This window comes from Leucobacter triazinivorans (genome assembly GCF_004208635.1).
Classification (GTDB): Bacteria; Actinomycetota; Actinomycetes; order Actinomycetales; family Microbacteriaceae; genus Leucobacter; species Leucobacter triazinivorans.
In genome coordinates this window covers 889,791-915,726 of record NZ_CP035806.1, presented here as the reverse complement: position 1 = coordinate 915,726, position 25,936 = coordinate 889,791, and the positions used below count along the sequence as shown (strand labels likewise).

Annotated in this window: 21 protein-coding genes; 13 read left to right on the top strand and 8 right to left on the bottom strand. The window is 69.5% G+C overall.

The window, feature by feature from the left end:
• Window positions 1-204: 204 nt before the first annotated feature.
• On the top strand, window positions 205-1,449 hold the full coding sequence (locus EVS81_RS04245; protein ID WP_130109277.1) for a CapA family protein: 1,245 nt from the start codon (window positions 205-207) through the stop codon (window positions 1,447-1,449).
• A 4-nt stretch (window positions 1,450-1,453) separates the two neighbouring features.
• Here EVS81_RS04245 and EVS81_RS04240 read toward each other — a convergent pair whose 3' ends face one another.
• Window positions 1,454-2,332, bottom strand: coding sequence for a carbon-nitrogen family hydrolase (locus EVS81_RS04240; RefSeq protein WP_130109276.1), 879 nt, complete (start codon window positions 2,330-2,332; stop codon window positions 1,454-1,456).
• A 128-nt stretch (window positions 2,333-2,460) separates the two neighbouring features.
• Between EVS81_RS04240 and EVS81_RS04235 the strand changes: the two genes are divergently transcribed.
• On the top strand, window positions 2,461-3,036 hold the full coding sequence (locus EVS81_RS04235) for a DUF4916 domain-containing protein (protein ID WP_130109275.1): 576 nt from the start codon (window positions 2,461-2,463) through the stop codon (window positions 3,034-3,036).
• A 118-nt stretch (window positions 3,037-3,154) separates the two neighbouring features.
• Here the strand turns inward: EVS81_RS04235 and EVS81_RS04230 are convergent, their stop codons facing one another.
• The 3 genes from EVS81_RS04230 to EVS81_RS16240 form a co-directional block, all read right to left on the bottom strand.
• A complete protein-coding gene (locus tag EVS81_RS04230; protein ID WP_130109274.1) occupies window positions 3,155-3,613 on the bottom strand; it encodes a SprT-like domain-containing protein in 459 nt (152 codons plus the stop codon).
• 104 nt (window positions 3,614-3,717) lie between these two features.
• Window positions 3,718-4,572: a spermidine synthase gene (locus EVS81_RS04225; protein ID WP_420813254.1), complete on the bottom strand. Its 855-nt coding sequence runs from the start codon at window positions 4,570-4,572 to the stop codon at window positions 3,718-3,720.
• Entirely contained in the window at window positions 4,569-5,570 is a 1,002-nt protein-coding gene (locus tag EVS81_RS16240) for a glutaredoxin domain-containing protein (protein WP_420813253.1), read from the bottom strand. The genes EVS81_RS04225 and EVS81_RS16240 overlap by 4 nt, the downstream gene beginning before the upstream one ends.
• Window positions 5,571-5,708: 138 nt before the next feature.
• Here EVS81_RS16240 and EVS81_RS04210 point away from each other — a divergent pair, with 138 nt between their 5' ends.
• Window positions 5,709-6,287, top strand: coding sequence for an NADPH-dependent F420 reductase (locus EVS81_RS04210; RefSeq protein WP_130109273.1), 579 nt, complete (start codon window positions 5,709-5,711; stop codon window positions 6,285-6,287).
• Window positions 6,288-6,324: 37 nt separating this feature from the next.
• Window positions 6,325-7,248 (top strand): VOC family protein, encoded by a 924-nt coding sequence (locus EVS81_RS04205; protein ID WP_130109272.1) that lies wholly within the window; start codon window positions 6,325-6,327, stop codon window positions 7,246-7,248.
• A 91-nt stretch (window positions 7,249-7,339) separates the two neighbouring features.
• Here EVS81_RS04205 and EVS81_RS04200 read toward each other — a convergent pair whose 3' ends face one another.
• From EVS81_RS04200 to EVS81_RS04185, 4 genes are all read right to left on the bottom strand, one after another.
• On the bottom strand, window positions 7,340-7,996 hold the full coding sequence (locus tag EVS81_RS04200) for a DUF305 domain-containing protein (RefSeq protein WP_130109271.1): 657 nt from the start codon (window positions 7,994-7,996) through the stop codon (window positions 7,340-7,342).
• Window positions 7,986-8,660 (bottom strand): DUF3105 domain-containing protein, encoded by a 675-nt coding sequence (locus tag EVS81_RS04195; RefSeq protein WP_130109270.1) that lies wholly within the window; start codon window positions 8,658-8,660, stop codon window positions 7,986-7,988. The genes EVS81_RS04200 and EVS81_RS04195 overlap by 11 nt, the downstream gene beginning before the upstream one ends.
• Before the next feature lie 120 nt (window positions 8,661-8,780).
• On the bottom strand, window positions 8,781-9,293 hold the full coding sequence (locus EVS81_RS04190) for a MarR family winged helix-turn-helix transcriptional regulator (RefSeq protein ID WP_240739959.1): 513 nt from the start codon (window positions 9,291-9,293) through the stop codon (window positions 8,781-8,783).
• Between the two features lie 12 nt (window positions 9,294-9,305).
• Window positions 9,306-9,983, bottom strand: a complete 678-nt coding sequence (locus EVS81_RS04185; RefSeq protein WP_130109269.1) for a phosphatase PAP2 family protein — start codon at window positions 9,981-9,983, stop codon at window positions 9,306-9,308.
• A gap of 274 nt (window positions 9,984-10,257) precedes the next feature.
• On the opposite strand from EVS81_RS04185, the gene rpoB reads away from it, so the two are divergent.
• From rpoB to tuf, 9 genes are all read left to right on the top strand, one after another.
• Window positions 10,258-13,755, top strand: coding sequence for a DNA-directed RNA polymerase subunit beta (gene rpoB, locus EVS81_RS04180; RefSeq protein WP_130109268.1), 3,498 nt, complete (start codon window positions 10,258-10,260; stop codon window positions 13,753-13,755).
• Window positions 13,756-13,873: 118 nt separating this feature from the next.
• Window positions 13,874-17,767 (top strand): DNA-directed RNA polymerase subunit beta', encoded by a 3,894-nt coding sequence (locus tag EVS81_RS04175; protein WP_130109267.1) that lies wholly within the window; start codon window positions 13,874-13,876, stop codon window positions 17,765-17,767.
• Window positions 17,768-18,012: 245 nt separating this feature from the next.
• Complete coding sequence (locus EVS81_RS04170) at window positions 18,013-19,023, top strand: hypothetical protein (RefSeq protein WP_130109266.1); 1,011 nt, start codon at window positions 18,013-18,015, stop codon at window positions 19,021-19,023.
• Window positions 19,020-19,616: a hypothetical protein gene (locus tag EVS81_RS04165; protein ID WP_240739958.1), complete on the top strand. Its 597-nt coding sequence runs from the start codon at window positions 19,020-19,022 to the stop codon at window positions 19,614-19,616. The genes EVS81_RS04170 and EVS81_RS04165 overlap by 4 nt, the downstream gene beginning before the upstream one ends.
• A gap of 2 nt (window positions 19,617-19,618) precedes the next feature.
• Window positions 19,619-20,254, top strand: coding sequence for a spermidine/putrescine ABC transporter substrate-binding protein (locus EVS81_RS04160; RefSeq protein ID WP_130109265.1), 636 nt, complete (start codon window positions 19,619-19,621; stop codon window positions 20,252-20,254).
• An 857-nt stretch (window positions 20,255-21,111) separates the two neighbouring features.
• Window positions 21,112-21,483, top strand: a complete 372-nt coding sequence (gene rpsL, locus EVS81_RS04155; protein WP_025134286.1) for a 30S ribosomal protein S12 — start codon at window positions 21,112-21,114, stop codon at window positions 21,481-21,483.
• Window positions 21,483-21,953, top strand: coding sequence for a 30S ribosomal protein S7 (rpsG, locus tag EVS81_RS04150; protein WP_017885334.1), 471 nt, complete (start codon window positions 21,483-21,485; stop codon window positions 21,951-21,953). The genes rpsL and rpsG overlap by 1 nt, the downstream gene beginning before the upstream one ends.
• A gap of 132 nt (window positions 21,954-22,085) precedes the next feature.
• Window positions 22,086-24,206 carry an elongation factor G gene (gene fusA, locus EVS81_RS04145; RefSeq protein WP_130109264.1) on the top strand — a complete coding sequence of 707 codons (2,121 nt, stop codon included), beginning with the start codon at window positions 22,086-22,088 and terminating at the stop codon, window positions 24,204-24,206.
• A gap of 158 nt (window positions 24,207-24,364) precedes the next feature.
• Window positions 24,365-25,558, top strand: a complete 1,194-nt coding sequence (gene tuf, locus EVS81_RS04140) for an elongation factor Tu (protein WP_130109263.1) — start codon at window positions 24,365-24,367, stop codon at window positions 25,556-25,558.
• Window positions 25,559-25,936 lie beyond the last annotated feature (378 nt).

The window sequence follows — 25,936 nt, the reverse complement described above, 5'->3', positions numbered from 1 at the left end:
CCTCCTCGCACCCGCCGACTGCCGGTCGGCGCCCCGTCGGTGCCCGGTCGCACGCGCACCGAGAGCTCGCCCGTCGTGCAGGAGATCCTCGCCTATTCGGGCGGGATCACGGCGTGTCGGCCCGCACGAGCGGTGATCTCCTGCACGAATGGCGCAGATCCCGATCCGCCTCGACCGGGCGCGGGAGTGCGTAGGCTGGACTCCATGAGCGACGAACCCCGCCCACGGCTTCCGCGCAGGACGCGGCTCTTCATCACGATCACGGCGGCGGCGCTCGTGCTCGCGGGTGCCGGGGTCGCCACGGCGATGCTGCTGGGCGGGGGCCCGGATCCCGCACCCACCGCGACACCGAGCCCCGAGCCGCCCGCCGAGGAGGGCGCCGACGAACCCGCCATCGCCGAGCCCGAGGATCCGCAACCGCTGCAGGTCATCGCAATGGGCGACATGCTGCCGCACGATTCGGTCAATGCGAACGCTGAGCGCGACGGCGGCTACGACTACGCCCCCTTCTTCGACGGCATCCGCACGCAGCTCGACGCTGCGGACGTCACGTTCTGCAACCAGGAGGTGCCGAGCGCCGGGGTGGAGTTCGGCATCAGCGGCTACCCCACGTTCAACGCGCCGGTCGAGTTCGCGCGCGATCTGCAGGGCGCGGCCGGCTGCGATCTCGTCAACCTCGCCACCAACCACACCGCCGACAAGGGGACGGCCGGGGTCGCCGCCACCCGCGCCGCCTGGGACGGCCTCGCACCCGCGGTGGTCGCCGGCGCCAACCGCAGCGCGGAGGAGCAGCGGGCGCCGACCGTGCTCGAACGGGACGGGGTGCGGATCGCGCTCGTCTCGTTCGCGGAGTACTCGAACGCGCCCATCGACGGCGTCACGCTCAACATGATGGGCGACGACGCGCTGGTGAATGACCTCATGGCGCAGGCGCGGGATCAGGCCGACGTGGTGATCGTCTCGGCGCACTGGGGCACCGAGGACTCGCACGACGTGAACGGCCAGCAGCAGGCCTTCGCGCAGCGGGTCGCCGATCTCGGCGCCGATGTGATCATCGGCACGGGGCCGCACGTGCTGCAGCCGGTGGCCTGGCTCGACCGCGCCGACGGCGGCCGCACGCTCGTGTGGTACTCGATCGGCAACATGCTCAGCACCCAGCTCACACTCGACCAGCGCACCGGCGTCATCGCCGGCTTCGAGCTGGCGCGCGACGACGCGGGGGAGGTGCGGGTGGAGCGCCCCAGCGCGATCCTCACCTACATGCACTACGACTGGACGGCCGAGGAGGAGGCCGCGGGTGATCTGCCGGCGAGGCACGGCCTGTCGATCACCCCGCTCGCCGACTCGGCCGAGCTGCTGCAGCGCACGCGCTTCGGCGTGACGCCCGAGCAGCAGATCGCAGCGTCTGCCGCGATCCTCGGGCCCGACGTCACAATCGTCGAGCGCTAGAGCTTCAGGTGGCAGCCGCGTGCACCGCGGTGCCCTCGCCCGGATCCGAGCCGAGCGCCGCGTAGTCCGCGGTGCTCAGACGGTCGGCGATGACCGGGAACTCGGCGCGCACCTCGGCGACGCGCGCCGGGTCGAGGTCGACCACGAGCACCTCCTCGCCGTCGCCGCACTCCGCCACCACGCGGCCCGACGGGTCGACGACGCGGCTGAATCCGCCCAACTGCACCGGCGCGTCCGGGTCGCCCTGGCTGCCGCAGGCGTTGCAGGCGAGCACCCACAGCTGGTGCTCGACGGCCCGGGCCTGGGTGAGCAGGCACCAGTGCTCGCGGCGCGCCGCGGGCCACGCCGCCGGCACGATGACGGCTTCCGCGCCGCGGGCGCTCAGCTCCTGCCAGAGGCCGGGGAAGCGCAGGTCGTAGCAGGTGGTGCCCGCGGTGGGACCGAGCGGGCCGGCGACCACGCTGAGCGAGGTTCCCGGGGTGAGCAGCTCGGACTCGAGCGACTGATAGCCGAAGACGTGGATCTTGCGGTAGGTCTGCGCGATCCGGCCCGTCCCGTCGATGAGCACGGCGGTGTTGTGGAGCGCCCCGTCGCTGCCGTGCTCGACGATGCTGCCCAGGTGGATCGAGGCCCCGAGGTCGCGGGCCACGCGGCGGGCCATCGCGACCGTGGGGCCGTCGAGGGTTTCGGCCAGCTCCTCGTAGCGCTCGAAGGAGAAGTACCCGGCGCTCCACAGCTCGGGGAGCACGAAGAGATCGACGTCGGGGTGCCGTCGCAGCACCTGCTCGACCCGCTCGATGCGGGCTTCGCGCGACTCGTCCGAGGGGCTCGCGACCTGCACGAGAGCGACGCGGCGAGTGGGGGTGTCGGTGCTCGCATTCATGCGTTCAGCCTACCCACGTGCTGCGGACGGCGCCGGAGCGCGCCCTCGCCGAACGTGCGGCGTGTGCCGCCGACTCGCCGCGGGCCTCCGGGAGACCGGGGAATCCCGGCGGGTGCAAGAATGGCAGCATGAGCATCGACACGGCCGAGCTTCCCGATCCCGAAGGGCCCGAGGATCGCCCCGCACCCGCGGGGAACCCGGGGTGGTTGAGCGACGACGAGTTGAGCTTCGTGCGCGGGCGGCTCCCCGTGGTCTACGTCGAGGCGGTTCCGGTGCGCCTCGACGGGCTCGGCCAGGTGATCGAGGTGGGGCTGCTGCTGCGCAGCACGCCGGACGGGGTGATGACGCGCGCGCTCATCTCGGGGCGGGTGCGCTACGGGGAGACGCTGCGCGAGGCGCTGTTCCGGCACCTCGAGAACGATCTCGGGCCGATGGCGTTCCCGCAGATGCCCACCGCTCTCGTGCCGGCTCAGATCGCCGAGTACTTCCCCATGCCGGGGATCTCGTCGTTCGTCGACGAGCGGCAGCACGCGGTGTCTCTCGTCTACGTCGTTCCGGTGACCGGCACGTGCAACCCGCGGCAGGACGCGCTCGAGGTCAGCTGGATGTCGCCGGAAGAGGCGCTCGCGCCGGACACCCTCGATGAGCTGCCCGGTGGGCGGGGCGCTCTGCTGCGGCAGGCGCTGTCGACGGTCGGCTACTGACCGGGCCGCGGGATCGCGACGACGCGCGTCCGGAACGTCGTGCGTCGGATCTCGCCCGTCGCCCCGGGAGCGCACCGTGCGGCGCCGGATCCTGCCCTATGGGCCGCCGCCCGGGGAATCAGAGCTCCGGGCGCTTGCGCCACTCGATGAGGTGGGCGTCCGAAAAGCCGCGAGCGCACCGTCCGCATGAGGCAGCGCGGGTGGGACGCCGGAAGCGGTAGTGCGCGTGCCCCGCGGGGCACGCGCCGATCCACGGGGCGCGCTCGTGGGCGATCTCGCCGTCGTGCGTGCGTCCGCCGACGTATCCGATCTGCGCCGCGATCCGCTTCCAGCGCGGCCCGTGCCCGGCCGCAGCGCCGGCCATGGCATGCGCGACCTCGTGCAGCAGCACCTGGTGGATCTCGTCGTCGTCGAATTTCTCGGCCAGATAGCGCGATACGGTGATGCGGCGCTCGGTGTAGTTGCAGAGCCCCGCGCGGCGCTTGGCGTGGTCGAAGCCGAAGCTCCACGTCTGCGGATCGAGGTGCAGGCGGATCAGGGCCTCGGCCCAGATCCGCACGCGGGCGAGCTCAGCCACGGGGCGCCCCGTGCACGGCGGGGATTCCCTGCGTCACGTGCGTCACGCGCTCCCGGTGCTTCCGGCGCTCGGCGCGGCCGGCGCGCGCTGCGACGACGCGCACCTCAGTTCCGCTCGAACAGTTCGCGCGCCGGCGCGGGCGAATCCGCGGCGGTCGCGTCCGTCACGGGTGCCGCACCGCGCAGCAGCTCGTCGAACTCGCGCCCCGCGAGCATGCGCGCCGGGTGCGGACCCCCCGCGAGCAGGCGCGGCAGCCAGTCGAGCGGGGCGCCGCGGCCGGCAGCGGCGACGAACACGACGTTGCCGAAGCGGCGGCCCTTCAGCACCTGCGGCTCGGCGATCGCGACCACCTCGGGGAACAGGCTGGCGAGCGTCGCGGCCTGTCCGCGCACGAACGGCAGTCCCTGACCGTCGGCGGCGTTGACGACGACGAGGCCGTCGGGGGAGAGCAGCGGCCGCACCAGCTCATAGAATTCGACGCTCGAGACGTGCGCGGGAGTGCGCGCCCCCGCGAAGATGTCGACGACCACGAGGTCCATCGCGCCTCGCATGCCCTCCGGCAGGCGTGCGAGCACCTCGCGCGCATCGCCGCGCCGTACTCGGATGCTCGCACGCTTCGGCAGCGGAGCGGCCTCGCGGACGAGGTCGACGAGCGCGCCTTCGATCTCCACGACCTGCTGCCGACTGCCCGGCCGGGTGGCCTCGATGTAGCGAGGCAGGGTGAAGGCGCCCCCGCCGAGGTGCAGCGCCGAGACGGGCTGCGCCGCGGGGCGGAAGAGGTCGATGACGTGCCCGATGCGGCGGATGTACTCGAAGAAGAGCTCCGAGGGGTCGCGCAGGTTCACGTGCGACTGGGGGGTGCCGTCGACGAGCAGCTGCACGGCGCCGGGCACCCAGCGGTCCTCCTCGATCTCGGCGGTGAGGCCCGAGCCCAGCGTGATCGGCTCGGGCAGTTTCACGCCCGGGGCTCCGCCGGGGAGGCGAGTCGCAGCTCGTCGATCTTTCGCAGCATGTCGGCGTTTGAGGGTTCGACCTGATGGCTGCGGTCGGGGTAGAGGATCACCGGGATGTTGGTGCGGCCGCTGATGTCGCGGGCGACCTCCGCCGCCGCGGGATCCCGGACCAGATCGACATAGGTGTATGGCGCGCCCGCGCGATCGAAGACGAGCTTCGCCCGGCGGCAGTCGCCGCACCAGTCGGCGCCGAAGATGATCGTGCTGCCGGCGGGGGCACCGGCGGCAGAGGTGCCGGCCTCAGGGGCCCGGTCGTGCGTCGCCTCGGATTCCATGGCACCCGACTCTACGCCATCGGAACCGGGATCGGCGGGGCACGCGGGGCGTTCCGGATCCGCCGCACCCGCCGCACCTGCGTCCGCACCCGGCGCACCCGGATCCGCCGCACCCGCGTCCGCACCTGCCGCACTCGCACCCCCACCCGCCGGATCCGCCGCGCACGGGACGCTCGGGTGAGCATCGTCGGCGCCCCCGGTGCCGCCCACGCGGTCGGGATCGAGACTGCCGAGCACCGCATAGGCGAGCTCGGAGAGCGTGTCGACGCCGTCGCCGGGGAGCGCGGCGAGGCCGTCGAGGATCAGCGCGCGCACGGCCTCGGCATGGACGTCGTGCGCACGCTCGAAGGTCTCGGCCCCGTGCGCGGTGAGCACCGCGTTCGTCGCTCGACCGTCCTCCGAGCACGATGCGCGCTCGATCAGGCCGCGGCGCTCGAGCGACGACGCGACCCGTGAGATGCGCGGGAGAGAGGCGTTCGTGCGCGATGCCAGGGTGCTCAGGCGCATGCGTCGCCGATCCTGCTCGGCGAGCCGCTCGAGCAGAGTGTACTCGAACGCTGTGATTCCGGCTGGTGCGAGCCGCTTGTCGAGGGCCGCGGGCAGCAGCTCGAGCAGCGCCTGCAGTCGCGCGACGGCGGTGCGTTCGGGGTGGGTGAGCGACGGGGCCATGCCGCCATCGTATCGAAATAGTTGCACCCGCAAGTAAATAGCGGCTATGATTTGGTTGTACCTACAAGTAATACCGATGCCCCACCGTTCGATCACACGATCCTTCCGGGGCGCACGACACTCAAGGAGAGCAGCGCAATGACCGCATACACCATCTTCGGCACCGGCAACATGGCCCAGGCGATCGGGGGCGTCCTCGCGAAGGGCGGCGCATCCGTCGAGCACATCTCGCACGAGCAGGGTGTCGGCGCGACCGTGACCGGCGACGTCGTCGTGCTCGCCGTGCCCTATCCGGCGGTCGCCGAGATCCTCGGCGCCTACGGCGACCAGCTCGCGGGCAGGATCGTCGTGGACATCACCAACCCGCTCGACTTCGAGACGTTCGACGGCCTGGTCGTGCCCGACGGCAGTTCGGCCGCCGCCGAGATCCAGCGGGCCCTGCCCGACGCGCGGGTGCTGAAGGCCTTCAACACGAACTTCGCCGCGACGCTCGCCTCGGGGACGGTGGGCGACAGTGCGACCACCGTGCTGGTCGCGGGCGATGCGGCCGAGGCGAAGTCGACGCTCATGGCCGACGTCGTGTCGGGCGGGCTCCGTGCGATCGATGCCGGTTCGCTCGCCCGCGCGCACGAGCTCGAGGCGATCGGCTTCCTGCAGCTCACGCTCGCGGTCGGGGAGACGATCTCCTGGACCGGCGGATTCGCGGTCGAGGCCTGAGCGCGAACGCCCGAAACCACGGAACGGAGGGGAACCCATGTCACCGGACAACGCGTCGGTCTCCGAGCGCACGCTTTCGGCCGACCTCGCCATGGACGCCGTCAGTCTGCGCGTCGGCGATCTCGAGCGGATGAGCTCCTACTATGAGCACGCGCTCGCGCTCGTGCCGATCGAGGAGCGCTCGCTCGGCCGCGAGGTGCACCGGGTGCTCGGCCGGGGGACCACCCCGATGGTGCGCCTCGTGCACACGCCGGACCTGCCCGCGACGAATCCTCGCGACGCCGGCCTCTTCCACACGGCGTTCCTCTTCGACGATGCTGCGAGCCTGGCGGCGACGGTGTACCGCGCCGCCAGGGATCCTCGCAGCACCTTCGCCGGATCCAGCGACCACCTCGTGAGCGAGGCGTTCTACTTCACGGATCCCGAGGGCAACGGGATCGAGCTCTACGTCGACCGGCCCAGAAACGCGTGGAGCTATGAGAATGGCGAGCTCCGTATGGATACGCTGCCCCTCGACCCCAACGCCTACCTCTCCGCTCACCTCGACGAGGCCGTACTGGCGCACGCGGAACGGCAGTCCGGCGGGGTGGGGCACGTCCACCTGCAGGTGGGCGACCTCGCCCGCGCCCGCGACTTCTACGTGGGCGTGCTCGGCTTCGAGGCCACCGTCACGGGATACCCCGGCGCGCTGTTCGCCTCGGCGGGCGGCTACCACCACCACGTGGCGATGAACACCTGGAACAGTCTGGGCGCCGGCCCGCGCGGTGCCCGCCTCGGGCTCGGAGACGTGGCGATCGCGCTGCCCGCGCGCGAAGATCTCGACGCGCTCGCCGCACGACTGCGCGGTCGGGGAGTGGCGTTCGCGGATACGGGCCGCTCGATCGTCGTGGACGACCCCTGGGGAACGCAGGTCACGCTGTCGCTGGCCGGCGCGACGACGCAGGAGCTGCTCGCGGGTTGACGGCCGTGTGCTCGGGTGGGCGTATCGCCACCGCGAGTGATCTCCGCCGCCCGGTCTCGTGACCGGCGAGCGTTGACCCCGCGGTGCGGGGTCAACGCTCCGAGAGCAGACGCTCCATGAGCCGGATCTCGCTCTCCTGGGAGGCGATCACACTGCGGGCGAGATCGTCCACCGCCCGGGTCGTGCTGCGATCCAGCACGGCCTCCGCCATGTCCACGCCGCCCGCGTGATGCGCGATCATCAGCTCGAGGAACCTGCGCTCGGCCGCGATCCCCGAGTCGGCGCGCAGCTCGTCGAGCTGTTCCCGGGTGGCCATGCCCGGCATGACCGCGGGCGCCCCTTCCGGGTCGTCCACGGGCTCCGCGTGCCGGTGGCCGTCCCCGCCCCCCGGGGCGGGACGGTGCATCCAGGTCATCGCGGGCTCGGGCGACGCCTGGGGCAGCCCCCAGACCGCGAGCCAGCCGAACATCTGCCCGCTCTGCCTGGCCTGCGCGGTGGCGATGTCGTAGGCGAGCAGGCGGATCTCCTCGTCCTCCGTGCGATCGCGGATGATCATCGACATCTCCACCGCCTGGTCGTGGTGCACCTGCATGTCGCGGGCGAACCCGGCCTCGGCGCTGCGGGATCCGGGGGCGGCGTCGACGGGCGCCGAGACCCGCCCCGCGATCAGCGACACCGCCACGAGCACCAGGGCGGTGGTGGTGGCGACGAGCGCGGCCACACCGGGCGAGCGTCTGCTAGGCGACACGTCCGGATCCCTCGAGGGCGCCCGTGCAGGACGCGCCGGGCTCGGGGGCCGAGGGCGACTTCCAGTACGCGTCGATGAACTGTCCGAGTCGCTCGTCGTCCGCACCGTCCAGGGCGACCTGGGCGCCCCACGCCGACGCGACGACCGGCGCCGGAAGGCCGGGATAGGGCGACAGGATCGTGTAGGTGTTCGGGATCGAGCTGCGGAGCGCGGCCACGTCCGCTTCGCTCGTCGAGTCCGGATCGTACGTCACCCAGACGGCGCCGTGCTCGAGCGAGTGGACGGCGTTCTCGTCGGGCTGCGGCTCCGTGTAGACCCCGCAGTTCAGCCAGAACTGCGAGTGATCGCCGCCCGCGGGCGGGTGCATGCCGTACGCGGCCTCGTAGTCGACGGGGTTGGGGTCGATGTGATTCGCGGTGATGCCCGGGAACTCCTGCAGTCCCCGGATCGCGAGGTCCTCGGGTTGCCCCGAACGCGCGCCGGTGACGATGAACGTCGTGATCAGGCCGAGCACTGCCGCGCCGCCGACCACCGTGCTCGCGATCCCGATGCGCCGATTGCGCCGCTGGGCGGCCTGCTCGCGCTGGTAGGCGGCCACCTGCTCGGCGCGTCGTCGTTCGCGCTGCGCCTTGCGCGAGTGCGCCCCGTCGGGTGTGTTCGTCATGAGTGCTCCTGCCCGCTCCCGAAATAACTTGTCGCAACAATCATTCGGGTCTCGGCTGGGAAATCGCTCGATCGGAGGGGCGCGACCCGCGGCGCGGGGATCGGCGGGCGCCGAAGGCGCTCAGCCCGCGGTGGAGGATCGTCCCGGCGTCGGGTCCGCGCCGCGCCGAGCCGCATCTGCGGTGAGGCGCGGCTCGATGGCGCCGGTGATGCCGATCAGCGCGTCGAGCTGCTCGGGCGAGAGCGCGTCGATGACGAGACTGCGCACCAGCTCGATGTGCTTCGGAATCGCGTGGATGAGCTTCTGGCGGCCCTGGGTGGTCAGCCGCACGTCTGTCGCCCGTCGATCCGTGGGTCGCGGTGTCCGCTCGACGAAGCCCCGCTGCTCGAGCCGGGAGCAGACGTGAGAGAGTCGGGGGAGGGTGGAATCCGTGCGCCGCGCCAGCTCGGTCATCCCCGTGACGGGTTCGGGCGCCGTGTACAGCGTCGACAGCACGGAGAACTCGAAATGGGTCACGCCGGAGTCGCGCAGCAGCTGGGCGTTGAGGGCGTTGGGGAGGAGCTGGAGCACGGTGATGAGGCCGAGCCAGGCCCGGGCCTCGCGCTCGTCCATCCGGGGGACAGTGGTCTGCATCCCCCCATTCCATCACCCTCGGCGACGTCCGGCGACACGGCGATGCGGCGCGAACCAGGCGTACCGCACGACGACGGCGATGCCGGCGCCCAGCACGGCGCCGGCGAGCGTGTCGGTCAACCAGTGCACGTGCAGCGCCGTGCGGCTCCACATCATCAGCGCGATCCAGCACGTCGCGGCGGCGGCCGCCCACCGGGCCGCCGCCCGCGGCAGCGCCCGGACTCCGGCGACGACGAGCGCGAGCGATACTGCCAGCGCCGCCGCTCCCATCGAGTGGCCGGAGGGGTAGGATCCGCCGTGCGCGGTGTAGAGCTGGTCCCAGGGGCGCGGTCGCAGCACGAGCGCCTTGATCGTCTCCGAGGCGAGCACTCCGAGCAGCAGGGCGGACGCCACGGCGACCGCGTCGCGCGGCCGGCGCACGGCGATCAGGAGTGCGACGGCGATCGCGGTGCACGCCGCGGCGCCGATCCCGTCTCCTGCCTCGGCCATGAACACCGCGATCGCGTAGGCCGCCGACCCGCGGGTGGCGGTCGCGACCCCGTGCCACCACGCGTCGATGCCGAGCGGCCCGCGCTCGGCGAAGCGCAGGTAGGCGCCGAAGGCGAGCACCCCGAGCATCCCGAGCACCGCCCACGGCAGCGCCCTGCGCAGGCGGGTGGGCGATCCGGTCGCAGCCGGGGTCATCGACATGTCGACCACGCTACCCAGTCCCGCTGGGCGGGGGCGGAGCGTGCGGGGCGGCCGGAGCGACCCTCGCGAGCACCCGGCACCGCGATCCGGGCTGGACAGCCGATAACAATGGTGTTACAGTTGATAGTTGCACTACGGACACCAGTGTGCCTTCATATAGCGGTAGGCCCCGGGAGCTGGCGCGAAAGCGCAGATGAGCCTCGCGCGCGTGATCCGATGCAATTCTCGCAAGACCAGGTCAACCGGCCCGACGGGGCCCACGGAGGTAGTTTCCTTGGCTGCTGCGCGCAACGCATCGTCAACCACCCAATCGAAGAACGGTCGCAACCACTCGCGCCTCTCCTTCGCCAAGATTTCCGACACGCTGTCGGTGCCGAACCTGCTGGCGCTCCAGCTCGAGAGCTTCGACTGGCTCGTCGGCAACGAGGCGTGGAAGGAACGCGTCGTCGAGGCGCAGGCCGAAGGGCGCGACGACATCGCGCTGAAGAGCGGCCTCGAGGAGATCTTCGACGAGATCTCGCCGATCGAGGACAACGCCGGCACGATGCAGCTGTCGTTCGAGAACCCGATCCTCGACGAGCAGAAGTTCACCATCGAAGAGTGCAAGGAGCGCGGCAAGACGTACGCCGCTCCGCTGTACGTCGAGGCGGCGTTCTACAACACCGAGACCCAGGTGCTGAAGAGCCAGACGGTCTACATGGGCGATTTCCCCATCATGACCGACAAGGGCACGTTCATCATCAACGGCACCGAGCGCGTCATCGTGTCGCAGCTCGTCCGCAGCCCCGGCGTATACTTCGAGCGAGCGCAGGAGAAGACGAGCGATAAGGACGTCTTCACCGCGCGAGTGATCCCGAGCCGCGGCGCGTGGCTCGAGTTCGAGGTCGACAAGCGCGACCAGGTCGGCGTGCGCATCGACCGCAAGCGCAAGCAGTCGGTCACGGTGTTCCTCAAGGCGCTCGGCATGACGAGCGAGGAGATCCTCGAGGAGTTCGCCGGCTACGAGTCGATCGCGCTCACCCTCGAGAAGGACGGCATCCTCACGCAGGAGGATGCGCTCAAGGACATCTACCGCAAGCAGCGGCCGGGCGAGCAGGTGGCCATCGAGGCGGCGCGCGCGCTCCTCGACAACAGCTACTTCAACCCGAAGCGCTACGATCTGGCCAAGGTCGGTCGCTACAAGATCAACCGCAAGCTCGGCGTCGACGCCCCCATCACCGAGTCGGTGCTGTCGCTCGAGGACATCGTGGCGACCATCAAGTACCTCGTCGGCCTGCACGCGGGCACCGAGACCCTCCCGGGCCTGCGCGACGGCAAGGAGATCGAGGTCCGCCTCGACACCGACGACATCGACCACTTCGGCAACCGTCGCATCCGCGCCGTGGGCGAGCTCATCCAGAACCAGGTGCGCACCGGCCTCAGCCGTATGGAGCGCGTGGTCCGGGAGCGCATGACCACGCAGGACATCGAGGCGATCACGCCGAACACCCTGATCAACACCCGCCCCGTGCTGGCGGCGATCAAGGAGTTCTTCGGCACCTCGCAGCTGTCGCAGTTCATGGATCAGAACAACCCGCTCGCGGGCCTGACCAACAAGCGCCGTCTGTCGGCGCTCGGCCCCGGCGGCCTCTCGCGCGACCGCGCGGGCGTCGAGGTGCGCGACGTGCACCCCTCGCACTACGGCCGCATGTGCCCGATCGAGACGCCCGAAGGTCCGAACATCGGCCTGATCGGCGCGCTCGCGACCTTCGCCCGCATCAACGCCTTCGGCTTCATCGAGACCCCGTACCGTCGCATCGTCGACGGCAAGGTCACCGATCAGGTCGACTACCTGACCGCGCACGAGGAGGACGAGTACCTCATCGCTCAGGCCGGCGCCCCGCTCACCGCGGACGGCCGCTTCGCCGAGCAGCAGGTGCTCGCCCGCCCCCGCGGCTCCGAGGTGGTGCTCGTCGACTCCGAGCGCGTCCAGTACATGGACGTCTCGCCCCGTCAGATGGTCTCCGTGGCCACGTCGCTCATCCCCTTCCTCGAGCACGACGATGCGAACCGCGCGCTCATGGGCGCCAACATGCAGCGTCAGGCCGTGCCGCTCGTCATGAGCGAGTCGCCGGTCGTCGGCACCGGCATGGAGGGCTACGCCGCGGTCGACGCGGGTGACGTGATCACCGCCCAGAAGTCGGGCGTCATCGCCGAGGTGTCGGCCGACTTCGTCACCGTGCAGCAGGACGAGGGCGGCACGAAGAGCTACTTCATGCGCAAGTTCGACCGCTCCAACCAGGGCACGAACTACAATCACCGCGTCATCGTGAAGGCGGGGGAGCGCATCGAGGCCGGCGAGGTCATCGCAGACGGCCCCGCCACCGAGAACGGCGAGCTCGCGCTCGGCAAGAACCTGCTCGTCGCGTTCATGTCGTGGGAGGGCCACAACTTCGAGGATGCGATCATCCTCAGCCAGAACCTGGTGAAGGACGACACCCTCTCCTCGATCCACATCGAGGAGTACGACATCGACGCCCGCGACACCAAGCTCGGCAAGGAGGAGATCACGCGCGATCTCCCGAACGCCAGCATGGAGGCGCTGAAGGATCTCGACGAGCGCGGCATCATCCGCATCGGCGCAGAGGTCAAGCAGGGCGACATCCTCGTCGGCAAGGTGACGCCGAAGGGCGAGACCGAGCTCTCGGCCGAGGAGCGACTGCTCCGCGCGATCTTCAACGAGAAGAGCCGCGAGGTGCGCGACACGTCCCTGAAGGTGCCCCACGGCGTCTCCGGCACGGTCACCGCGGTGAAGGTGTTCGACGCCGAGAACGACAACGACGACGAGCTGGGCTCGGGCGTCAACCAGCGCGTGGTCGTGTACATCGCGCAGAAGCGCAAGATCACCGAGGGCGACAAGCTCGCCGGCCGCCACGGCAACAAGGGCGTCATCTCGAAGATCCTGCCGGTGGAGGACATGCCCTTCCTCGCCGACGGCACCCCCGTCGACGTCATCCTCAACCCGCTCGGCATTCCCGGTCGCATGAACTTCGGGCAGGTGCTCGAGGTGCACCTCGGCTGGATCGCGAAGCAGGGCTGGAAGATCGAAGGCGCCCCCGAGTGGGCCGCCAAGCTGAAGCCCGAAGCGCTCGAGGCCGCCCCCGGCACCAAGGTGGCGACCCCGGTGTTCGACGGCGCGTCGGAGGCGGAGATCGCGGGTCTGCTCGACTCGACGCTCGTCACCCGCGACGGCGAGCGACTGATCGATTCGAGCGGCAAGACCCGTCTCTTCGACGGACGCTCGGGCGAGCCGTACCCCTACCCGATCTCGGTCGGCTACATGTACATCCTCAAGCTGCACCACCTCGTCGACGACAAGATCCACGCGCGCTCGACGGGACCGTACTCGATGATCACCCAGCAGCCGCTGGGCGGCAAGGCGCAGTTCGGCGGCCAGCGCTTCGGTGAGATGGAGGTGTGGGCGCTCGAGGCGTACGGCGCTGCGTACGCGCTGCAGGAGCTGCTGACCGTGAAGTCGGACGACATCCTCGGCCGAGTCAAGGTGTACGAGGCGATCGTGCGCGGCGAGAACATCCCCGAGCCGGGCGTGCCGGAGTCGTTCCGCGTGCTCATGAAGGAGATGCAGTCGCTCTGCCTGAACGTCGAGGTGCTGGGGGCCGACGGATCCGTCGTCAACCTGCGCGACAACGACGACGAGGCCCACCGCACTGCGGAAGAGCTCGGCATCAACCTGTCCACCCGCTTCGAGACCTCGTCCGTCGACGAGATCTGAGCTCAACACGAATTTCACCACCCGTCATCCTGCGCGAATCGAATCGCGGGATCCATCCGGATCACGAGATCCTGCGACGTCGCGCAGGATGACGCGGGGTAGAACCTAAGGAGACACATTGCTCGAGGGTACGAGTTTCAACGAGCTGCAGATCCGTCTGGCGACCGCCGAGGACATCCGCAGCTGGTCGTTCGGCGAGGTCAAGAAGCCGGAGACCATCAACTACCGCACGCTGAAGCCCGAGAAGGACGGGCTCTTCGGCGAGCAGATCTTCGGTCCCAGCCGCGACTGGGAGTGCGCGTGCGGCAAGTACAAGCGCGTGCGCTACAAGGGCATCGTCTGCGAGCGATGCGGCGTGGAGGTCACCAAGTCCAGCGTGCGCCGCGAGCGCATGGGCCACATCGAGCTGGCCGCCCCCGTCACGCACATCTGGTACTTCAAGGGTGTGCCGTCGCGCCTCGGCTACCTGCTCGACATGGCGCCGAAGGACCTCGAGAAGGTCATCTACTTCGCGGCGTACATGATCATCGACATCGATGAGGAGGGCCGTCACGAGGATCTGGCCGAACTCGAGGCCGAGCTGCGTCTTGAGCTGAAGGCGCTCGAGGATCAGCGCGACATCTCGATCGCGCAGCGTCAGCAGCAGGCCGAGTCGGACCTCGCCGCGCTCGAGTCCGAGGGTGCGAAGGCGGACCAGCGCCGCCGAGCCGAGGCCTCGGCCGAGAAGGAGATGGCGGCGATCCGCAAGGGCTTCGACGACGACATCGCTCGTCTGCAGCGCGTGTGGGAGGACTTCCGCACGCTCAAGGTGGGCGATCTCCGGCCCGAAGACGCGGTGTTCGCCGACCTCATGGACCGTTACGGCGACTACTTCGAGGCCTACATGGGCGCCGAGGCCATCAAGAAGCGCCTCGAGAACTTCGACCTGGCCGCCGAGAGCGACACGCTGCACCTGCAGATCGCCGAGGGCAAGGGCCAGAAGAAGATCCGCGCGATCAAGCGCCTGAAGGTGGTCAACTCCTTCCTGCAGACGGGTGCGAGCCCGGCCGCGATGGTGCTCGACGTGGTGCCGGTGATCCCGCCGGAGCTGCGTCCCATGGTGCAGCTCGACGGTGGCCGCTTCGCGACCTCCGACCTCAACGACCTCTACCGCCGGGTGATCAACCGCAACAACCGCTTGCGCCGTCTGCTCGATCTCGGCGCGCCCGAGATTATCGTGAACAACGAGAAGCGCATGCTGCAGGAGGCCGTCGACGCGCTGTTCGACAACGGCCGCCGCGGGCGTCCCGTCACCGGCACCGGTAACCGCGCGCTCAAGTCGCTCAGCGACATGCTCAAGGGCAAGCAGGGTCGATTCCGTCAGAACCTGCTCGGCAAGCGCGTCGACTACTCGGGCCGCTCGGTCATCGTCGTCGGCCCGCAGCTCAAGCTGCACCAGTGCGGTCTGCCCAAGCAGATGGCGCTCGAGCTGTTCAAGCCGTTCGTGATCAAGCGACTCATGGATCTGTCGCACGCGCAGAACGTGAAGGCGGCGAAGCGCATGGTCGAGCGCGCCCGCTCCGAGGTGTGGGACGTGCTCGAGGAGATCATCCGCGAGCGCCCCGTGCTGCTGAACCGAGCACCGACCCTGCACCGTCTCGGCATCCAGGCGTTCGAGCCGCAGCTCGTCGAGGGCAAGGCGATCCAGCTGCACCCGCTCGTCTGCGCGGCCTTCAACGCCGACTTCGACGGCGACCAGATGGCTGTGCACCTGCCGCTCTCGGTCGAGGCCCAGGCCGAGGCCCGTGTGCTCATGCTCGCCTCGAACAACATCCTGAAGCCGTCGGACGGCCGCCCGGTGACCCTGCCCTCGCAGGACATGATCATCGGTCTGCACCACCTCACCACCATCAAGCCCGACGCCACCGGAACCGGCCGCGCGTTCGGCTCGGTGGCCGAGGCGATCCTGGCGATGGACGAGGGGTCGCTCGATCTGGGCGCTCAGGTGAAGATCCGTCTGACCGGGTACACCGGCGCAGACGGCGTCACGCACGAGAAGCCCGTGCTCGTGGAGACCTCGCTCGGTCGCGCCATCTTCAACGAGGCGCTGCCGGCCGACTACTCGTACTTCGAGCGCGTGGCCGACAAGGGCAGCCTCTCCGGGCTGGTCAACGACCTGGCCGAGCGCTACCCGAAGACCGAGGTCGCGGCGACGCTCGACCGCATCAAGGACGCCGGCTTCTACTGGGCCTCGCGCTCGGGGGTGACGGTTGCGCTCTCGGACGTGGTGACCCCCGCCAGCAAGGGCGAGATCATCGCCGAGCACGAGAAGCGCGCGGCCAAGGTGCAGCGCGACTACGACCGCGGCATGATCAGCGACGTGGACCGTCACAAGGCGCTCACCGAGATCTGGACGGAGGCCACCGACGAGGTCGCGACCGCCATGCGCGAGTCGTTCCCGGCCGACAACACCATCTTCCGCATGGTGTCGTCGGGCGCTCGAGGCAACTGGCTGCAGATCCGCAACATCGCCGGCATGCGCGGCCTCGTGTCGAACCCGAAGGGCGAGATCATCCCGCGTCCGATCATCAACTCGTACCGCGAGGGCCTGTCGGTGGCCGAGTACTTCATCGCCACCCACGGTGCGCGCAAGGGGCTCGCCGACACCGCGCTGCGCACGGCGGACTCGGGCTACCTGACGCGTCGTCTTGTCGACGTCTCGCAGGACGTGATCATCCGCGAGGATGACTGCGGCACCCGCCGCGGTCTCGATCTGGTGATCGCCGAGGCCGACGTCAACGGTGTGCTGGTGCGCGACGAGAACGTCGAGAACTCGGTCTACGCGCGTACGCTCGCCGCCGAGGCCACCTCGCCCGACGGCGCGGTCGTCGCCGCCGCGGGGGAAGACGTGGGTGACGTGCTCATCGACCGTCTCGTGGCGGCCGGGGTCACCGAGATCAAGGTGCGCTCCGTGCTCACCTGCGAGTCGGCGGTCGGCGTCTGCGCCACCTGCTACGGCCGTTCGCTCGCCACGGGCCAGCGCGTCGACATCGGCGAAGCCGTGGGCATCATCGCCGCGCAGTCGATCGGCGAGCCGGGCACGCAGCTCACGATGCGCACCTTCCACACCGGCGGATCGGCTTCGGCCGATGACATCACGCAGGGTCTGCCTCGCGTGCAGGAGCTCTTCGAGGCGCGTACGCCCAAGGGTGCGTCGCCCATCGCCGAGGCCGCCGGTCGCATCACGATCGAGGACACGGAGAAGAGCCGCCGCATCCTGCTCACGCCTGACGACGGCACCGAGGAGAAGGCCTACCCGGTGCTGAAGCGCGCCACGCTGCTGGTGGAGGACGGCGACCACGTCGAGCTCGGCCAGCCGTTCCTGGCGGGAACGCTCGATCCGAAGGACATCCTCCAGGTCGGTTCCACCGAGAACGGCAAGCACATCCCGGGCGAGCGCGCGGTGCAGAAGTACCTCGTCGAGGGCGTGCAGGGCGTCTACCGTTCGCAGGGCGTTCCGATCCACGACAAGCACATCGAGGTGATCGTGCGCCAGATGCTGCGCAAGGTGACCGTGGTGGATCACGGCGAGACCGAGCTGCTGCCCGGTGAGCTGGTGGATCGCTCGCGCTACCAGCGCATCAACCGCGAAGCGCTGCTCGAGAGCAAGCGTGCCGCGACCGCGCGTCCCGAGGTCATGGGCATCACCAAGGCCTCGCTCGCGACCGAGTCGTGGCTGTCGGCGGCATCCTTCCAGGAGACCACGCGCGTGCTGACCCAGGCGGCGATGGAGGGATCGAAGGATCCGCTCATCGGCCTCAAGGAGAACGTCATCATCGGTAAGCTCATCCCGGCCGGTACGGGCCTGAGTACCTACCGCGATGTCGACGTCGAAGCGACCGAGGAGGCGAAGGCGGAGCGCTACCCGAACCGCCTGTTCGCGACCGAGGGCACCTTCGACGAGAACGATCTCTCGTTCGTCGACTTCGACAGCTTCACTGCCGACGAGTTCAACCCGGGCAACTACAGCTGATGCCGAGGCGATAGCCTCAGCATCATCCTGCGCGCGGCGAAGCCGGCCATGCTGCGCGAGCGAAGCGAGTCGCAGTACGCAGGATCCAGGCAGGCAGAGAACGGGCGCCCGTGCTTCGGCACGGGCGCCCTTTTTTGCGCCGTGCCGCGCGCGGGACGCGCGGAATCGGGGCCGCGGCTTGTAGTGTGACGATGAACTATGGTGCTCTGCAGGGAGCACGCCGCGTCGCTACGAGAGGTGAAGCCATGAGCGAGGACCGCGAGACCCCCGCGTCGAGAGCCTCGGAGACTCCGGAGACCCCGGGCAATCCGGGCGCCCCCGTCGAGGAGACGGAGGCCAGCCGCACCGAGATCCTCGAAGCCGTCGAGCGCTCGAGGGGCGCCGCCGTGGATGCCGAGCCCGTGCAACAGCAGCTCGCCGAACCCGCCGCCGAAGAGACTCCGAGGCCCGGAGAAGCGCCGCGGGTCGCCCCGACGTCGTCGACCGCGACGTCGTCTCCGGCCGTGCCCGACGACGCGGAGTTGGCGCGGCGCCGGGCCGTCTCCGAGATCGACACCCAGCTCGACGTCGACGTGTCCGCTGACGCCGCGAGCGACTCCGCTCGTGCCCCTATGCTCGATGAGCTCCCGAGCGCTGCCGCAGCGGAGTCGCCGGTGCGGGACGGCGAGATCCGGATCAGCTCCGAGCACCCGATGGCGGCCCTGTACATGCAGACGCCGATGCCCCCTGAGATCAAGGGGAACCGCGGTGCCGGCGTGCTCATCGCTCTCCTCGGCACGCTCGGCTTCGCCGGAATCTACGCCGGCGTCATCGCGCTGTGGCTGGCCCCGGTGCTCGCCCCGTCCCAGTTCATGGACGGGTTGCTCGAGTACGTGCTCTCCTGGGGATACATCGCAGCGGTCGCCGCGTTCCTCCTCGGCCTCATTGTGCTCGTGCTGATCGTCGGGAGGGCCGGCTGGTGGGCGTACGTGCTCGGCGGCTTCCTGGTCGGCGTGCTCGTCTGGCTCGCGGCGACCGCCGGGTACGCGGCGTCGGCTGAGGGTGTGCGGGCGCTCTTCGAGCGATCGCCGCTCTCTCTCGCGGAGTCCTTCGGGCTCGCGGCTCCCGCGATCGGCGCCGGCATCGTGGCGCGCGAAGCCACGGTCTGGTTCGGCGCCTGGATCGGAGCCCGTGGCCGACGCATCAAGCGCCGCAATGCGGAGGCGCTCGCCGAGTACGAGGCGGCGCTCGCCGAGGTGCAGGCGAAGAGGCCATGAACTCCGGCTCCCGTCGCGAGGTGACTCGCGGGTACGTCGGGGGCCTGCTCCTGGCCGCCGTCATCGTGGCGGCCGCCCTGCTCGTCGCGACCTGGGGCCTGCTCGCGCTCGCGCTGCAGCGCGATCCGATCTCCAGCGCCGGCGTGCCGAGGTGGATCGCGCCGCTCCTGCTGCTCGCCGTGCTCGCCGCGCTCGGCGTGGTGCTCTGGCAACAGGCCCTCGTGCTGCTGCGCGGCAGACGTTCCCCCGCCTGGGGGCTCCTCGTGGTCATCTCGGGTGGCTCCTATCTCCTGTGGTGTCTCGGGGGCGTGCTCGCCGGGCTCTCGATCGACGAGACCTGGACGAGCCCGTTCGCAGCGGCGCTCGCGCCGATCTGCGCGGTTGCGTCGCTGCTGTTCTGGGCGGTGCTCGCGCGTCGCGTGTACACCGATCGCCCCGCACCGCGTTGGCCCTGGGAGGGCCGCGACGAGCCCGGCCCCGATTGGGCGATCAGGGGCGATGATCCCTGGAGTGACGGGTCCGATGAACCCGGGGGTGCCGACGATCCGGATTCCCCCGATGATCTCGGCACCTCGGACCGCGGAGGTCGCTGACCGTGGCGGGTGCGATCGAGAAGCGCGTCGACGCCGCAGTCGACGCGTGGTTGCGGTGGGTGCCGGGGTGGTCTCCCGGCACGCATCGCGGGCGTGCCAGGCTCTGCCGCAGGTGCACGGGCTCGCCGATCCTCGCTGCCGCGGGGGTGAGCAACGACGTTCCCCACCAGGTCACCCACGCGCTCGTGTCTCGCATGCAGCGGATCATCGATCGCCGCGTCGATGAGTTCACCGAGCAGGAGCTGCCGGCGCTGCACGCCGAGCTGACGGGAGCCGAGCTGTGGCAGAGCGGGGGATACGACCCCGCTGCCGGGCTGGCGCCCGAGTACGAGGGGCTGGATCCGGATCCCGAGCCTGCGGACGGTGAACAGCCGTTCCTCTTCACGCTCGCGGGGCTGGCGGAGGAGACCCGGCCCGAACCCCCGCTCCCGCGTCCGCCGCTCAGTGCGGAGGAGAAGCAGCGGCTGCGGCGGGAGATCGAGCTGGCGGATCGCTGCGCGGAGGAAGCGGGGCGGGAGGTCTGCTTCGCGCTCGTGACGCACCGGCCCCGGATCCAGGCCGCGATCCAGCGCTTCGTCGAGCCGCAGATCCGCGCGATGCTCGACGACCTCAGCCGCAATCTCGAACCGCCGCAGTAGGCGGAGGAAGCGCTGCCTGTGCGGCGCCGCCACCGCGCCGGCACACCGGTCATCCTGCGCGGCGGTGTTCCTGGTCATCCTGCGCGAGGCGGTTCCCCGTCATCCTGCGCGAGGCGGTTCCCCGTCATCCTGCGCGGGGGTGTTCCCGGTCATCCTGCGCGAGGCGGTTCCCGGTTATCCTGTGCGGGGGTGTTCCCCGTCATCCTGCGCGAGCTTGCGAGTCGCAGGATCCACACGCCCGATTTCTGCGACAGACCCTGTGCAGCTACCGCATCCCGAAACGACCACGCGCTGCGGATGCTCGAGAAGGTCAGGGTCTCCGGTGAGCACTCGAAGCCGATGTCCGCGGGGCGGCGTGTCGCGGGGCTCCGCGGCGTGAGCGCGGAGACGGTGCACGAGCTGGGCATGGGCGCCTGGAGTGCGGACGGCCCGGTGGACGAAGCGGAATGGGAGTCCATGGGGACGATCAGCCGCTTCCTCCGGAGTCCGGTGCTGAGCATCGGGCGAAGCTCGAGGAGGAGACGTCTGAGTGGGAGCTGCCTGAGGGGCGTCGCCCGGAGCGGGGCAGCGGAGCCGACGGCGAGCACCACTGCAGCCTTGCAGATTGTTACGTCAGCGCGTAAAGTTGTTGCTTGGTGTGCTCCAGCGATTGAGTCGTGCCCGCACGGCACCGATCGGGGGAGTCCGCCGAGGGTCACTCGCCCCCAGGGCGATACCCCCACGGCATAGCTGCACTCGGTCCTCCGCACCTCGTTCGCGCGGGGCGGGCGACAGCAGCTCAGCGGCCGCGCAAGCGGTCGCACATGCTTGACCATGAAAGCATTCCTGTCACCGTGCAGGACGAATGAGGAGAATCAGTGCCTACTATTCAGCAGCTGGTTCGCAAGGGCCGGTCGCCGAAGGTCTCCAAGACCAAGGCGCCCGCACTGAAGGCGAACCCGCAGCAGGCCGGGGTCTGCACCCGTGTCTACACCACCACGCCCAAGAAGCCGAACTCGGCGATGCGGAAGGTCGCTCGTGTGAAGCTCCGCAACGGCACCGAGGTCACCGCCTACATCCCGGGCGAGGGCCACAACCTGCAGGAGCACTCGCTGGTGCTCGTGCGCGGTGGTCGTGTCAAGGACCTCCCCGGTGTCCGCTACAAGATCGTGCGCGGCGCGCTCGACACGCAGGCGGTCAAGGACCGTCAGCAGGCTCGCAGCCGCTACGGTGCGAAGAAGGTGAAGTAATGCCCCGTAAAGGTCCTGCCCCGAAGCGCCCCGTCGTCGCCGATCCCGTCTACGGCTCTCCCGTGGTGAGCCAGCTGGTCAACAAGATCCTGCTCGACGGCAAGAAGGGTCTCGCCGAGCGCATCGTCTACGGTGCGCTCGAGAACGTGGCCGAGAAGTCCGGCCAGGATGCCGTGACGGTGCTCAAGAAGGCGCTCGACAACGTGCGCCCCACCCTCGAGGTCCGTTCGCGTCGCGTCGGCGGCAGCACCTACCAGGTGCCCGTCGAGGTCAAGCCGCACCGCGCGAACACGCTCGCGCTGCGCTGGCTGACCAGCTACGCGAAGGCCCGTCGCGAGAACTCGATGACCGACCGTCTCACCAACGAGATCCTCGACGCATCCAACGGCCTCGGCGCCGCCGTGAAGCGTCGTGAGGACACGCACAAGATGGCCGAGTCGAACCGCGCGTTCGCTCACTACCGCTGGTAGCAGCCGCCGCTCGTCGAGCGGGCGGAGCGGATCGACGCGCTCTCCGAGGGCGCCGATCCGCCGCCGCCCGCTCGACCTGCGGGGGATGCCCCGCAACCCGACACTTCCACCCCCACTACGGAGGAGACCCCTGTGGCACAAGACGTGCTCACCGACCTGAGCAAGGTCCGCAACATCGGCATCATGGCGCACATCGATGCCGGCAAGACCACCACCACCGAGCGCATCCTGTTCTACACGGGTGTCAACCACAAGCTGGGCGAGACCCACGACGGCGCTTCGACCACCGACTGGATGGAGCAGGAGAAGGAACGCGGCATCACCATCACCAGCGCCGCGGTGACCTGCTTCTGGAACAAGAACCAGATCAACATCATCGATACGCCCGGCCACGTCGACTTCACCGTCGAGGTGGAGCGCTCGCTCCGCGTGCTCGACGGCGCGGTCGCCGTGTTCGACGGCAAGGAGGGCGTGGAGCCCCAGTCGGAGACCGTGTGGCGTCAGGCCGACAAGTACGGCGTGCCGCGCATCTGCTTCGTCAACAAGATGGACAAGATGGGCGCCGACTTCTACTTCACGGTCGACACCATCGTCAGCCGTCTCGGCGCCAAGCCGCTCGTGATGCAGCTGCCGATCGGCTCCGAGTCCGACTTCATCGGCGTCGTCGACCTGCTGTCGATGCAGGCGTTCGTGTGGGAGGGCGACTCGAAGGGCGACGTGACCCTGGGTGCCGCCTACGAGACCCAGGAAATCCCGGCCGATCTCCAGGCGAAGGCCGAGGAATACCGCGCCAAGCTGGTCGAGACCGTCGCCGAGACCGATGACGAGCTGCTCGAGAAGTACTTCGGCGGCGAGGAGCTCTCGATCGACGAGCTCAAGACGGGCATCCGCAAGCTGGTCGTGAACAACGAGATCTACCCGGTCTACTGCGGCTCCGCGTTCAAGAACCGCGGCATCCAGCCCATGCTCGACGCTGTCGTCGACTTCCTGCCGAACCCGCTCGACGTCGGGGCCATCGAGGCGCACGACCCGCGCGACGAGTCGGTGGTCATCGAGCGCCGGCCCACGTCCGAGGATCCGTTCTCGGCGCTCGCGTTCAAGATCGCGGTGCACCCCTTCTTCGGCCGTCTGACCTACGTGCGCGTCTACTCGGGCCGGGTCGAGTCGGGCGCCCAGGTGGTCAACTCGACCAAGGGCAAGAAGGAGCGCATCGGAAAGATCTTCCAGATGCACGCCAACAAGGAGAACCCGGTCGACGAGCTCACCGCGGGCAACATCTACGCGGTGATCGGACTGAAGGACACGACGACCGGCGATACGCTCAGCGATTCGGCCAATCAGGTCGTGCTCGAGTCGATGACCTTCCCGGAGCCCGTGATCGAGGTGGCCATCGAGCCCAAGACCAAGGGCGACCAGGAGAAGCTCGGTGTCGCGATCCAGAAGCTCGCCGAAGAGGATCCCACGTTCCGCGTGAGCCTCAACGCCGAGACGGGCCAGACGGTGATCGCCGGCATGGGCGAGCTGCACCTCGACATCCTCGTCGACCGCATGAAGCGGGAGTTCAAGGTCGAGGCCAACGTCGGCAAGCCCCAGGTGGCCTACCGCGAGACCATCCGTCGCGCGGTCGACAAGTACGACTACACCCACAAGAAGCAGACCGGTGGCTCCGGTCAGTTCGCGAAGGTGCAGATCGCACTCGCACCGCTCGAGACCGAAGAGGGCTCGGACAAGACGTACGAGTTCGAGGACAAGGTGACCGGCGGTCGCGTGCCGCGCGAGTACATCCCCTCGGTCGACGCGGGTATCCAGGACGCCATGCAGTACGGCATCCTCGCCGGGTTCCCCGTCGTCAACGTCAAGGCGACGCTGCTCGACGGCCAGTACCACGACGTCGACTCCTCGGAGATGGCGTTCAAGATCGCCGGTTCGATGGCCTTCAAGGAGGCCGCGCGCCTGGCGCAGCCCGTGCTCCTGGAGCCGCTCATGGCGGTCGAGGTGCGTACTCCCGAGGAGTACATGGGCGACGTCATCGGCGATCTGAACTCGCGTCGCGGCCAGATCCAGTCGATGGAGGACGCCAGCGGCGTCAAGGTCGTGCGCGCACTCGTGCCGCTTTCGGAGATGTTCGGATACATCGGCGATCTGCGGTCGAAGACCAGCGGCCGCGCGGTGTTCTCGATGACCTTCGACTCCTATGCCGAGGTCCCGAAGGCCGTGGCCGACGAGATCGTGCAGAAGGCCAAGGGCGAGTAATCCCGCCCGGAGGTCGGCGGCGGGCGCGCTCCGCCGCCGACCGCATGGCTCAGGTCGCGATCACCGACCGGAGCTTGTAACATAAGTACACACCCCGTACTCGTGCCCTTCGAAACCGTCGAAGGGGGAGGGTACTCGACGTCCTGAGGAGGACCATAGTGGCGAAGGCCAAGTTCGAGCGGACCAAGCCGCACGTGAACATCGGAACGATCGGTCACGTCGACCACGGTAAGACCACCCTTACCGCGGCGATCTCGAAGACGCTTGCCGACAAGTACCCGTCGGATACCAACGTCCAGCGCGACTTCGACACGATCGACTCGGCTCCGGAGGAGCGCCAGCGCGGCATCACCATCAACATCTCGCACGTCGAGTACGAGACCCCGAAGCGTCACTACGCTCACGTTGATGCCCCCGGTCACGCCGACTACATCAAGAACATGATCACCGGTGCCGCCCAGATGGACGGCGCGATCCTCGTGGTCGCCGCCACCGATGGCATGATGGCGCAGACGAAGGAGCACATCCTGCTCGCCAAGCAGGTCGGCGTGCCCTACCTGCTCGTCGCCCTCAACAAGAGCGACATGGTCGACGACGAGGAGATCCTCGAGCTCGTCGAGATGGAGGTCCGCGAGGAGCTCTCCAAGCACGGCTACCCGGGCGATGACGTCCCCGTGGTGCGCGTCTCGGGCTACGAGGCGCTGCAGGGCAACGAGAAGTGGGTCAACGCCGTTCTCGAGCTCATGGAGGCCGTCGACGCCTCGATCCCGGATCCCGTGCGTGACAAGGACAAGCCGTTCCTCATGCCCGTCGAGGATGTCTTCACCATCACCGGCCGCGGCACCGTGGTCACCGGTCGCGCCGAGCGTGGCACGCTGAAGATCAACTCCGAGGTCGAGATCGTGGGCCTGCGTCCGACGCAGAAGACCACCGTCACCGGCATCGAGATGTTCCACAAGCAGCTCGACGAGGCCTGGGCCGGCGAGAACTGCGGCCTCCTCCTCCGCGGCACCAAGCGCGAGGACGTGGAGCGCGGCCAGGTCGTGGTTCAGCCCGGTTCGATCACCCCGCACACCAAGTTCGAGGGCACCGCCTACATCCTGAAGAAGGAAGAGGGCGGCCGCCACAACCCGTTCGAGACGAACTACCGTCCGCAGTTCTACTTCCGTACGACTGACGTGACCGGTGTCATCACCCTGCCCGAGGACAAGCCGATGGTCATGCCCGGCGACACCACCGACATGACGGTCGAGCTGATCCAGCCGATCGCCATGGAGGAGGGCCTCGGCTTCGCGATCCGCGAGGGCGGCCGCACCGTCGGCGCCGGCACCGTGACCAAGGTCATCGAGTAAGTCTCCGACGCAGTCCCGCGGCATCGCCCGCAGTGACGCGCTGAAGAACCCCCGGGAGCGATCCCGGGGGTTCTTCGCGTCTCCGGCCGACCGCTCCGCTCCGGGCCGCCTCGCGCGGCACCGCCCGGCTCCGCTCGGCCTCGCGCAGCACCGCCGCTCTGCGCACGACCGCTTCGCACACCCCGGAGCGCCGTTCCGACGCGCGTCAGTAGTTGCGGTCAAAACTTGCGCGAGGCCGCGTCTTATGGCGCGCGTCGACGGGTCGGGGGGCGGGTCGGGGATGCGGGTCGGGGCGCGGGTCGGGGCGCGGGTCCGGGGAGCGGGTCGGGGTGCGGGTCCGGGGTGCGGGCGCGGGCGTGCAGGCGGTGCGCACGGCGC

Excerpts from the sequence above, each read along its gene's own strand:
- EVS81_RS04245 (WP_130109277.1), top strand. The coding sequence starts at position 205 with ATGAGCGACGAACCCCGCCCACGGCTTCCGCGCAGGACGCGGCTCTTC.
- EVS81_RS04240 (WP_130109276.1), bottom strand. The coding sequence starts at position 2,332 with ATGAATGCGAGCACCGACACCCCCACTCGCCGCGTCGCTCTCGTGCAG.
- EVS81_RS04235 (WP_130109275.1), top strand. The coding sequence starts at position 2,461 with ATGAGCATCGACACGGCCGAGCTTCCCGATCCCGAAGGGCCCGAGGAT.
- EVS81_RS16240 (WP_420813253.1), bottom strand. The coding sequence starts at position 5,570 with ATGGCCCCGTCGCTCACCCACCCCGAACGCACCGCCGTCGCGCGACTG.
- EVS81_RS04210 (WP_130109273.1), top strand. The coding sequence starts at position 5,709 with ATGACCGCATACACCATCTTCGGCACCGGCAACATGGCCCAGGCGATC.
- EVS81_RS04205 (WP_130109272.1), top strand. The coding sequence starts at position 6,325 with ATGTCACCGGACAACGCGTCGGTCTCCGAGCGCACGCTTTCGGCCGAC.
- EVS81_RS04195 (WP_130109270.1), bottom strand. The coding sequence starts at position 8,660 with ATGACGAACACACCCGACGGGGCGCACTCGCGCAAGGCGCAGCGCGAA.
- EVS81_RS04190 (WP_240739959.1), bottom strand. The coding sequence starts at position 9,293 with ATGCAGACCACTGTCCCCCGGATGGACGAGCGCGAGGCCCGGGCCTGG.
- EVS81_RS04185 (WP_130109269.1), bottom strand. The coding sequence starts at position 9,983 with ATGTCGATGACCCCGGCTGCGACCGGATCGCCCACCCGCCTGCGCAGG.
- EVS81_RS04170 (WP_130109266.1), top strand. The coding sequence starts at position 18,013 with ATGAGCGAGGACCGCGAGACCCCCGCGTCGAGAGCCTCGGAGACTCCG.
- EVS81_RS04165 (WP_240739958.1), top strand. The coding sequence starts at position 19,020 with ATGAACTCCGGCTCCCGTCGCGAGGTGACTCGCGGGTACGTCGGGGGC.
- rpsG (WP_017885334.1), top strand. The coding sequence starts at position 21,483 with ATGCCCCGTAAAGGTCCTGCCCCGAAGCGCCCCGTCGTCGCCGATCCC.